Here is an 11,630-nt window from a genome sequence, read left to right on the forward strand (position 1 = left end):
CCCTTCTTCATGACTATTCATCTTTGTACAAGGAGAGCATTTCGAAATGAGGTATCGATGTTCGTAAGTATAACAAGTTTCGAAGGAGGCTCGAGAATGAGGAAAGTCAAAATAGGAAAATGTTGGATATTAGGAATGGTTATATGGGCTATGGTGCTCCAGCTAGTTGTTCCGGGAATCTCTGTCGCATCCGAAAATAGAACTGTTGCTGGAGAAACGCTCATTCCTAAGAATGATGTGAAATCATCGGTTACGGATGCGATTTATCAAATCAAGAATATTCCTAAGAATGACATGGGATTGTCAGTTCCGGATTCAGTCTATCAAATCCGGAATCCTGGATTTGAAACAGGAGATTTGACGGGATGGACCGTTGTCAAAGGCGATGCGTTCGGTCCGAATAGCGTAACCGACGAAACGACTTGGTGGGCGGAAAAAATACCGTATAACCAGGAAGGAGCTTATCATTTAAACGGCTGGAAGTATGACGAATCTGCGACAGGTATACTTCGTTCCAGCACTTTCGAGCTGGGCGGAAGCGGCTGGATCAGCTTCAAGCTTGGCGGTGCGAAGAACCCAGACAAGGTATTTATAAATATTGTGGAAGTCGATACGGGACAAGTTATTGCCCGATACGGAAATAGCGCATTCGCCGACGTTGGCTTCCCGGATCCTGCGCAGGGCATGCGGCTTGCCAATATGGTGCAATACAAGGCGGATCTTTCCACACAATTGGGCAAGAAACTGTATGTGGAGGTCGTCGATAATGCAACCTCGGATTGGGGAATCATTTTTGCGGACGCATTCTCCGTGTACCATGAATCGGAGCCAGCTGAAGGAATGGTTGCGACGGATATCAAGCCAGATTTCAAACGCTATGAAATCGACAATCCAAGCTTTGAAACTGGAAATCTCGATGGCTGGACGGTTGAGGGAGATGCTTTTGAAGTGACCGATGAAGCTCATGCGAGCAAAGAAGGGAACTTCTATGCCAAATCCTCCGTGCAAGGTAAGGGCTCCATCACCTCTAATACTTTCACGCTTCAGGGAACCGGAACAATTAACTTCACTATTTTGGATATCCTCAAACCGGAAAACGCATATGTCGCACTTTACGATGCGAACAGCAACACATTGCTTATGAAAACCGGGAATGTCAGCGCGAACGAGAAAATCTCATGGAATGTGCAAGAACACTACAACAAGAAGCTCTATGTAAAGGTTGTCGATCATTCCAATGAAGCCAGCATTGCCGTTGATCGTTTCCAAGCAAGTGGTAGGGGGACTATTTTCTACTTAAACCTTGATGAAGGCGCAGGAAAGAAGGCGTTGGAGAAAGTACACAATCTTAAGCACGATGTGAACTATGTATTTAACAACGCCAGGTATATGGCATCGAAGGATCCGAGATGGACTCCGCGCGGAATAAAAGGCGGCGCCTTATTGTTCGATGGATACTCGAATTATATTGAGGTCAATGCAAACGATACTGTGCCTGTAAGCGACGCGTTAACCATCGAAGCATGGGTTGCACCGCGTAGCTATGAGTGGGGAGACGGAAACAAGCTATCTGCGATCGTAAACCAATCCGATCAGGATAAAGCGGAAGGCTTTTCTCTTGGTATGTATCGGCACGGTACATGGTCGATGCAAGTAGGCATCGGCGGTCAGTGGATTCAGGTATGGGTAAAGGATCACCCGTTGGAAAAATACAAGTGGAATTATGTGGCCGCTACTTTTAGTAAAGAAGATGGAAAAATTAAGTTATATCTAAACGGTGAGGAAGTGGCTTCCCAAGCAACCCCCGTCAACGTTCCGATCACACCATCTACCGAAAGTCTGATCATCGGGAAAAATAATAAACCTGTAGAGTTAGCAGGGGTGTTCTCCTTCAATATGTTCAGCGGGTTTTTAGATGAAGTGAAGCTGCATAATAAAGCCCTTACGAACCAGGAGATACTTGCTGGATATGAGAGCGTGAAGGCGCTTCATGGAGGTTCAATTCCGAAAATTCCGAATGCGGACATTGATGAGGATCCAAGTGTGTTTGACGGAGATCAGCACCGTCCCCAGTACCACGCGATGCCTCCGCAAAACTGGATGAATGAAGCACATGCACCGATTTACTATAACGGCAAATACCATTTATTTTATCAACATAACCCGCAAGGTCCATTCTGGCATCAAATCCACTGGGGGCATTGGGTGAGTGACGATATGGTGAACTGGGAAAATGTAAGACCTGCTCTTGCGCCCGAAGCGGGCACCCTAGATCCGGACGGCACGTGGTCAGGCAGTGCAGCGTATGATCGAAACGGCAATCCTGTTCTGTTCTATACCGCTGGCAACGACTCCTTGTCGCCGAACCAAAGAACAGGGTTGGCATCTCCGGCGGATTTGTCCGATCCCTATTTGGAAAAATGGGTGAAATATCCTAAACCGGTAACGGAGCAGAACGGAAAAGGCATCCACAACGAGTTCCGCGATCCGTTTGTATGGTACGACAAAGAGGTGGACAAGTGGTATCAGTTAGTGACATCTGGTCTTCCAGACTTCAGCAGCGGCACAGCTTTGGTGTATGTATCCGATGATATGTACAATTGGGAATATAAGGGGCCGTTATACGTTAGTGACAGAAGCCGTTATCCGGAGTTGGGTACGGTATGGGAGCTACCAGTGTTATTGCCGTTAGGCACAGATAGTACGGGCAAGAAAAAATATATTTTCATGATTAATCCCCATGAAAAGCCGGAGCATGTTCCTCCAGCGAACGATGTGCAAAGAGATGTTGAGGTCTTTTACTGGATCGGGACCTGGGACCGGGATAACTTTAAATTTATTCCTGATTCGGAGGCACCCTCCAAAATGGATGTAGGTGACGGCTATTTAACTGCAGAGAGCGGTCTGGTCACACCCGACGGAAGAACGGTCGTATTTTCCATGGTGCAAAATGTAAGAACACCGCAAGCCGAATATCAATCTGGATGGGCTCATAATTTATCTTTGCCGGTTTCCCTAAGCCTCGATAAGCATGATAAATTGCATATCGAACCGATTAAAGAACTGCAGAGCCTTCGAGGGAAAAAATGGGTTGATTTTTCGGACAAAAATTTGGAGAGCGCCAATCAATTGATCCAAAATGTCAAAGGCGACATGCTAGAGATTGTGATGGAGATTGATCCGCGTGAGGCCCAGAAATTCGGTCTCAAGGTACGCCGCTCGGAAAAAGGCCAAGAAGAGACGCTCATTTACTACGACAAGAAGAACGGGACGTTTAATGTGGATCGAACCAAGAGCAGCATTGATCCGGATGTGCGTGTGGACGGCATTCAAGGAGGATATGTAGATCTTGAAGGAGAGAACTTGAAACTCCATATCTTTCTCGATCGCTCGGTCATTGAATCCTTTGCAAATTACAAGAAGAAGCTGACAACTCGTGTCTATGTAGGCAGATACGACTCCTTAGGCTTACAGATCTGGGCCGATGGCGATATCAATATCAAATCCATGCAAGTATGGGATATGAATGCCTTAACGGGTAAACCGGCTGCTTCGGTCTATGTACCCGATAAGTGGGATAATTCTGTGTATAAGGATATTACAGAGTTGCCTAACCATGATTTTGCTACGGGCGACTTAACAGGATGGATGACGGAAGGAGACGCCTTCCAGAATGTCCATGTGACCAATACCCAGTTCTTCTGGGACAACATTTACTTCAACCCGTCGCATAAAATTCCGGGCGGCTACCATTTGTGGGGCTTCAACGAGCAAGCCGGCGGCGACAGCTTAACCGGAGCGCTAAGATCTCAAAATTTCGTCCTTGGTGGGAACGGTAAGATCAACTTCCTTATCAGCGGCGGCCGGGATATAGATCGTCTGTATGTTGCGCTGGTTCGGGCGTCGGACGGCAAAGAGTTATTTAAAGAGACAGCGACCAATTATGAAGAATATCAACGAAAGATTTGGGATGCGTCGGATTATATCGGCGAGGAGCTTTACATTAAAGTGGTTGACCACTCCAAAGGCGGGTTTGGACATATTAACGTCGATGATTTCAACGTACCTGTTCAGGTAAAGAAGAAGACCAACAACTGACCTTGTCAATACAGAACACCCGTGAGTCCTGCAGTCACTCCAGGCAAACCGAATAGTCAGAGCAGCTTGTCATTCGAAATGGCAAAGGAGAACGGCAGGTACTTGTAAAACGAAGCTGAACCAATTTTATTTGGATGGGAGATAAAAATGTATTTAATTTAATGATTCGGTGTAGCAAAATGGATATTTCAAAACAAGTTGCTATTGTCAGCGGTTCAAATCGAGGTTTAGGCAAACATCTAGCTCTTGAACTTTAGCAAGAGGAGCTAAAGTATACGCTGGTGCGAGGAACCCAGAATCAGTCGATCTGCCTGGTGCTATTCCACTACAACTCATATTACTGCTCCGAAATCTGTGGTAGCTGCAGCAGAGATCGCAGGGGATGTTACCCTTCTAATTAACAACGCTGGTTCAGCAACGGGTGCTTCTCTGCTCACAGGTGAGCTGGATGATATTCATTTGTAATTCGACGCTCATGTTTCTGGTACACTTTCAATGATTCGCACGTTCGCACCAGTGATTGAGAAGAATGGAGGGGGTTCGATTCTGAATATCCTATTCGTATTATCTTGGATCAATATAGATGAAGGAGGGGCATATTCAGCTGCAAAATCTGCTCAATGGGGAGTAACAAAAGCATTACGCTTAGAATTAGCTGCTAAGAACGTTAGGGGTGCCGGATTGCATGTAGCGTTTATGGACACGGACATGACAGCTGGCATCCATGCGCCTAAATCATCTCCAAAGGACATCTCTAGAACCGCAATCGATGGGATTGAAGCCGACCTCTACGAGATTGTTGACTGATGCTACAAGTCGGGAGGTACAGCAGGGTCTTGCCGGAGGAGTTCCTTCCCTGTACCCACATTTATTTCAATAAAAATACCCTACTCGATGCTTGTAGTGAAAGTATTGGTATTGATCGTGTGAAACTATAATAAATGAGATTTGGATTTTACAGTATATTAACATATTAGGAGGAGTGAAACATGCGTTTTCTCGTTCATGTCAAAATTCAACCAGATGCACCGCAGGAAGAAATTGCGGAACAGTTGCCCGCAGAACAAGCACGGTTCGCAATTGGTGGAACAAGGGGTGATCAGTAAGAGCAAAAGCAATGGGCGGAGCAAGTGGTCTGCGTATCGGAATGCTAGAGGGTAACAAAGTGGATGGCTATATTACTGTCGGCACAGGTATTACTCCAATTAAAGAGATTAGAACTGTAAAAGCAGTGATTGATGACTTAATGCAAGATTTTAATTAATTGCCTTGTTAGACTTTCAATATGCAAAGAATAATTTTGAAATAGGATTTTTTCAGATGTTCTTGATAAGCTTTGCTTTTACCTTGGTAATAAATTGAGTTATACACTTTTTAAAAGTAAAATGAACGTATTCTTTGGCCACAACGGGCGCGATATACTGGTTTCACTTGAAGTTAGCCCCTAACATTAATTGTTAGGGGTTTTAAATAACTTCATTAGAAGAGTTGGGGACAAAGAAAGAATGCAGGACACACTAGACCATGTCTGTCGCTTTCAAAGGTTTTTTTTATTATGCTAAAATAAAGTAAAGAGGGCGAACAAAAAACGCCAATAGGTACAAGTTCTTGTCTTTTAACGGTACAAGTTCTTGTCCTAAGCAAAGGACAAGAATTTGGTCCCTTTGCCGAAATGGACAAGAACATGGTACTATTGCCGATTTGACCAGGTTCGATATTTTGGGCCTATCCCCAAAGGTTGGCTTAACTTACTGTTACCCGATATGTTATGCAATTAGAAGTAGTGGCAAGGCCATTCCTTTTGAGGTGGACTAGAATGGCTGGCTGAAGGAGCAATCCTGAACATACATTTGGTCCAGATGGCGAGATTTTATGTGCTGGCTGATTAGGGGGTAGCCTTTATCCTTCATCTAATTCAGGCTTCTCCCCATATTCTTTACCGAATTCCTCCATCTTCTTTAGGACAGGCAGCAGTTTGTTTCCTTTCTCTGTCAGCGAATATTCGACCCGTGGCGGAACTTCTGGATACACATCGCGCTGAATAATTCCGTCGTCCTCCAGCTCCTTGAGTTGCTTGGTGAGCGAGCCTTGCGACAAGCCTCTCAGGAAATTTTTTATCTCGGTAAACCGGCGTCTTTCCCCTTCCAGATACCAGATAATGAAATATTTCCATCGCCCCGAAAGTACATTTTGCGTAAAGGCTATTGCGTACATATTTCTTTTTTCATCAATAAACTCTTTTTCAAATCCTTCATTACATACCCTCATGATATCGCTCCCAGTCTAAAAGTACAAAAATATGTACTACGTTCATTTAAATTGCCTTCTTTGCAAATGAAACGTATGGACTTATGATAGTGCCAAGGCTGCTAACTAGTACAAAAATTATTAGCAAGCTAATGATTATTGTAACATAACCCGGAGAGCAGACCAATTAAGCTTTACAGTATTATGCCAATAATGGTGCTAAAGAGAGGATAATAATTATGAAAAATCGTGTAACAGAAATTCTTGGTATTGAAAAGCCCATTTTACAAGGACCTATGAGTTGGATTACGAATGCTGAATTTGTTGCTGCCGTGAGTAATGCGGGTGGTTTAGGGATTCTTGGTCCGAATGCCGGTCAAACGACAATTACAACCTCTCCAGAGGAAACCGCAGAACGTATGCGCCGCGAGATACGTAAAACAAAGGAACTGACGGATAAATCATTTGGTACAACTTTGATTACTGATGCAGATATGAAGTTCACTTGGCCAATTTTAGAAGTTGTCATTGAAGAAGGTGTTCAAGTTATTCTTCTTAATGGTGTTGAAGGAACATTGACTGAAAAGATCATTACCCCATTAAAGGAAGCGGGCATTAAGATTGTTTATCGTCCTTTGACTCCAACGATCGAAGATGCAAAGGCTGCTCAAGCTATGGGTGTTGACGTTTATGTTGTTACTGGATTTGATGAGGGTGGAACATTGCCAACAAGTATCATTGGTACGTTTACAATAACTCCTATGATCGTTGATGTGCTTGATATTCCAGTTATCGCTGCTGGTGGAATCGGTGATGCTCGCGGTGTTGCCAGCGCCTTTGAATTGGGGGCAGAAGGTGTCTTTTTAGGAAGCCGTTTTATTCCTACTGTTGAAAACCCCGCAGCACAATCAGTAAAGCAAATGATAGTGGATTCATCTGCAGCAGATTTGTTGTTGTACCGTACTTTACCAGCTTACTATCGTTCGTTGCCTACACCGTTTGCTGAAAAATTGGTGGCTATGGATAACCAGGGCGCATCTCGTGAAGAAATTGCTAAGGTTGGGGGTAGTTCAAGTGTAATCCGTATCGGTATGCTTGAAGGTAACGGCGAAGGTGGTATTATCACTGTTGGTACTGGAATTACACCAATCAAAAAGATCCAAAATGTACAAGAAGTGGTTGATGAGTTAGCAGCTGGTATTAAGTAAAAACGGAGACCCATCCTTTGAATAATATGCTTGAATTACTTCAAAATCATACCTCTGTTCGTTCTTATGCGAATAAACCCTGACGGCGGAACAACGGGAGGCCATCTTTAAGGCAGCTAATCAAACGAATTTACCTAAATATGTGATTCCGTGGGTGGGGCTATGTATCGGTATTCCGTCGGGAGATAAGCCTGCTCTTAAGCCGCGGTTACCTCTAATCCATGGTATTATTTGAAAACCAGTATCAGCCACTCGATAAAGAGCAATTAGAGCCGTCTATGATAATATCAGACTGTTAAACAAGGGCTATCGATACGAGACGTACTTGCCTATGGAGTCATTAACTATCATCCGGTAGTTGCAGGGACCCCCTTACAAGTTGCTGACTTCTTGGAAGAATGGTTTTTGGCAGAGGCATGTGACGGCTTCTCGGTTGTTCTGGATATAGCCTATGATGGAGTTGCTGATTTTGTGGAACTGGTTGTCCCAATTTTGCAGGACCGCGGTTTGTTCTACAGAGAATATGAGGGTAAAACACTGCGTGAGAATATGGGAGTTCCCTACCAACACGGAAGTCTAAAATAAAAAATAATAATAATTTCTTACTACCCGATCAGCGACGTAAAATAACTTTTAGAATAGGGAGAAATGAAAATGAGATTTGGAATTATAGGTGCAGGACCCATCGCGTCGAATATCGCAAAAAAATTAATTGAGAATGGACATGATGTCAAAATTGCAGATGCTCGCGGGATTGAACGGCTAGAGGGAAAAGAACTTGCAGGTACACCAGTGAGTGTAGATGAAGTAATAACAAACATTGCTGTTCTAGTCATATCGATCCCTTTCAACGCACTGCCAAGCATTCGCAGCATTGTAGATAAAGTTGGGGAGGAAGTAGTCGTTGTTGACACTTCAAATTATTATCCGTATAGAGACAATAAAATTGAAGAAATTGAGAATGGGTTGGTTGAAAGTGTTTGGGTATCAAATCAGTTAGGGAGACCTATCACTAAAGCTTTCAACAATTTATTAGCCTATACGTTAGAATATAAAGGAGCTCCCGAAGGTACCAGTGGACGACTTGCCATAGCGATTGCTGGTGATAACCAGTCGCATAAACAAATAACCATGAACGTAGTAAATGAGCTCGGCTTCGACCCAGTAGATAGCGGATCTTTAAGTGATTCGTGGCGACAACAGCCAGGAACCCCTGCGTACTGCACAGAACTTACCAAAGAGGAACTAACCGAAGCATTAAAAAAAGCAAATAAAGAAAAAGCTCCATTCCACCGCGATAAAGTGATAGAGAAGCTATCGGCAGCTACTGGGGGATATTCGCACCAAGACATTGTGAACCTGAATAGAGATATATATAACTCCTGAGTTGAATTTTTTTGCCTTCAATCTTTATCCGTGTGCTTTAAAAATCTTGGCAGAGGCCTGTGCAACAAAACGGATAAGGTGCAAACCAAGCAAGAGCTAATGTCCTTCGCATCTATAACAGGCAAAATAAGAATTTCAAACCGGACACGTCGGCCGGAAAGCGAAGTCATGAAGAAGGCGCATCAAGAAGGATTTTCTCCTCAATCATTGGTTTTGCGACCTTAGTTGAGTATCTAATGAATATTAAAGATCATTAGAAATACATTTATCCATGGATTACCCAAAGATTTTAAACAGATTAGGTACGTGGGTTCTTACAAAGAAGCATGAATATTAAAAACAACTCCTGGTGAGTTGTTTTTTTATGGCAGAACAGGGGCTTGGTCGATAATTAAATTTGTTTGAACGACAGGATAACATGGTGAAAAGCTTTCTCAGGAAGAGCGCGAGGAAAAGTACTGGAAGCAACTTAGGCAAACACAGTATAGAAATGTTAAGTTATAGATGTAATGGACGATATAGAAAATTATTAGGGAAAGGAACTTAAACTGAAATAAATCCATTCATTGCAGAATTATCATTTAGAAGAGTGGGATACTCAAGGGAATTTTATTAGAACAGATCAATCTGTGAAAATCAACAAATCAAAGTTTAGAAAGAACAAGGTGAGTAAATGCTTAATGAAACTGAGGTGCTAAACTGATATGTTATTCAGAAATAGGTGAATATGGTGAGGTTTTACTAGAGGATGGAAGTACTGATAAAATAAAAGTTTTAGCAATTTGTAATTATGATGATCCAAAAATTCAATCTTTTTGCCTGTGACGAAAAATTTACGTAAGCCATAAGGAGTGTAATGATTGGATATATTAACTTGGTTACAAGAATGGTATTATTTACACTGCGATGAAGATTGGGAGCATCAAGAACGAATAAAAATAACAACGCTTGATAACCCAGGATGGCATATTAAAATTAATTTAAAAGAAACAGAACTAGAAACAAAAAATTTAATGCGCTTATAATAGAGAGAAGCGATGATGACTGGATTCACTGCAATATCGAGAGCAGTTTATTTTCTGCAGGGGGCCCAGGAAATCTAGGTGAAATGCTATCTATATTCTATAGATGGGTAAAGTTAGATTAATACTCAGTATCGCAGAGAATGATAAAACAGATGTTAAGCCTTAGAACTTTTTAACCCATGCTTAGGCGGGTTTTCTTAACTGTGGAACCAAGCTAGCTCAAGATAAAGCAGAAGCCAAAAGACTTTGGGTTGAACGTGTGCTGAAAAAAAACAAAATTCTCCTATTCATAGGGATATTCAGAATTACCATGCCATAATGTAAGATGAATATTAAAATTACGTAAAATAATAATTTGACGAATAAATAATGATGGGTTATGATGAATCCATGGAGGTTTGTACATAAATGGATAAACTAATGAAAAATCACTACATGCAACGTATTGATGAAAAATTGTCCGATTTACCTTGGTATGTAACAGAATTTATAGATAGCAAAAAACGCAAGTTATCTCCAACAACACTTCTTAATTACTGTCATGATTACATTATTTTTTTCGATTGGCTTATTGCAGAGAATCTAACTTCATCAAATCGGAAAGAAATAACCTTAGAAACATTGGAGTTATTAACAATACGTGAAGTGGAAAACTTCTTGTCATTCCTGGATTATCAACTTGGAAACAAGAAACTTACGATAAATCGCAAATTGTCCTCTCTAAAATCGTTGTTTGATTACCTTCAGAATAAGGCTGAAACAAGCGACTTGAAGCCTTATATTCAACGAAATGTAATGGCCAAAATGGATTTGAATGCTATCAAAGAAAGCCAAGAAACCATTGCAAACCGTATTGAAGGAAAAATTCTAAGAAATGATGATTTCGAATTATTCAGGCAATTTGTAGCTTATGATTTTGGTGAAAAACATAAAGAAAACAAGCGTATTTTTACGTTTCATCAGTTTAATCGTGAGCGTGATACAGCAATCGTTTCGCTGATATTAGGTTCAGGGCTTAGATTGTCTGAGGTTGCAGGAATTAATATGGATGACTTAGATATGAATAAAGCTTTAGTTCGAGTGGTACGTAAAGGTGATAAAGAACAATACGTTTACTTTAGCAAACAGGCTTTAATGGATTTAGAAAGTTATCTGCAGATCAGAGAAACAAGATATTTACCAGATAAACAAGAAAACTATTTATTCATTGCAGCTCCTGTAGGTCGTAAAGGAAAAAGCCGTCGTCTGACACAACGATCAATTGAAAAGCTGATTGAAAAATATGCAACTGCCTTTGGGAAACCTTCTCTAACAGTGCATTCGCTCAGGCATTCATTTGCAACGCGATATCATCTTGAAAATAACGATGTCCCAAGACTAAAGAATCAATTAGGGCATTCTTCCATTCAAACAACAATGATATATACTCACTTAACAGATGAAGAGATGCGTAATGCTGTGAATAATATGGACCGATGAAACCGTGTCGCTACGCGGTTTCTCTTGAACATCTTCACAAAATCCGTATTTTGACTAAATGTCTAGCGACGCATTCACTCATAACGAGCATTGCGATTTTCAAGATTTGTCGGATGACAAGAACTTTATCTCATAAATGACAAGAATCTTATCTCATTTCCCATGCATAATTTTAATTATATCTCAT

Annotated in this window: 8 protein-coding genes and 1 pseudogene; 8 read left to right on the forward strand and 1 reads right to left on the reverse strand. The window is 41.7% G+C overall.

Annotated elements, in window-relative coordinates; translation table 11 throughout:
- Positions 1-96: 96 nt before the first annotated feature.
- From NLX78_RS22105 to NLX78_RS22115, 3 genes are all read left to right on the forward strand, one after another.
- On the forward strand, positions 97-4,098 hold the full coding sequence (locus tag NLX78_RS22105; protein WP_254351512.1) for a GH32 C-terminal domain-containing protein: 4,002 nt from the start codon (positions 97-99) through the stop codon (positions 4,096-4,098).
- A 495-nt stretch (positions 4,099-4,593) separates the two neighbouring features.
- A complete protein-coding gene (locus tag NLX78_RS22110) occupies positions 4,594-4,905 on the forward strand; it encodes an SDR family NAD(P)-dependent oxidoreductase (RefSeq protein WP_254351513.1) in 312 nt (103 codons plus the stop codon).
- Positions 4,906-5,215: 310 nt separating this feature from the next.
- On the forward strand, positions 5,216-5,362 hold the full coding sequence (locus tag NLX78_RS22115) for a hypothetical protein (RefSeq protein ID WP_231109365.1): 147 nt from the start codon (positions 5,216-5,218) through the stop codon (positions 5,360-5,362).
- 635 nt (positions 5,363-5,997) lie between these two features.
- Here the strand turns inward: NLX78_RS22115 and NLX78_RS22120 are convergent.
- Positions 5,998-6,366, reverse strand: a complete 369-nt coding sequence (locus NLX78_RS22120; protein WP_081112397.1) for a winged helix-turn-helix transcriptional regulator — start codon at positions 6,364-6,366, stop codon at positions 5,998-6,000.
- A gap of 218 nt (positions 6,367-6,584) precedes the next feature.
- Between NLX78_RS22120 and NLX78_RS22125 the strand changes: the two genes are divergently transcribed.
- The 5 genes and pseudogenes from NLX78_RS22125 (at position 6,585) to xerS (ending at position 11,443) form a co-directional block, all read left to right on the forward strand.
- Positions 6,585-7,553 (forward strand): NAD(P)H-dependent flavin oxidoreductase, encoded by a 969-nt coding sequence (locus tag NLX78_RS22125; RefSeq protein WP_254351514.1) that lies wholly within the window; start codon positions 6,585-6,587, stop codon positions 7,551-7,553.
- 390 nt (positions 7,554-7,943) lie between these two features.
- A complete protein-coding gene (locus NLX78_RS22135; protein WP_254351515.1) occupies positions 7,944-8,138 on the forward strand; it encodes a hypothetical protein in 195 nt (64 codons plus the stop codon).
- A gap of 69 nt (positions 8,139-8,207) precedes the next feature.
- A complete protein-coding gene (locus NLX78_RS22140) occupies positions 8,208-8,939 on the forward strand; it encodes an NADPH-dependent F420 reductase (RefSeq protein WP_254351516.1) in 732 nt (243 codons plus the stop codon).
- A gap of 860 nt (positions 8,940-9,799) precedes the next feature.
- Positions 9,800-10,086 (forward strand): annotated as a pseudogene (locus tag NLX78_RS22145) (immunity 53 family protein).
- 286 nt (positions 10,087-10,372) lie between these two features.
- Positions 10,373-11,443: a tyrosine recombinase XerS gene (gene xerS, locus NLX78_RS22150; protein ID WP_165176794.1), complete on the forward strand. Its 1,071-nt coding sequence runs from the start codon at positions 10,373-10,375 to the stop codon at positions 11,441-11,443.
- Positions 11,444-11,630: the final 187 nt, after the last annotated feature.

The organism is Paenibacillus sp. Lou8.1 (genome assembly GCF_024213565.1).
In the GTDB taxonomy this organism is placed as follows: Bacteria; Bacillota; Bacilli; order Paenibacillales; family Paenibacillaceae; genus Paenibacillus; species Paenibacillus polymyxa_B.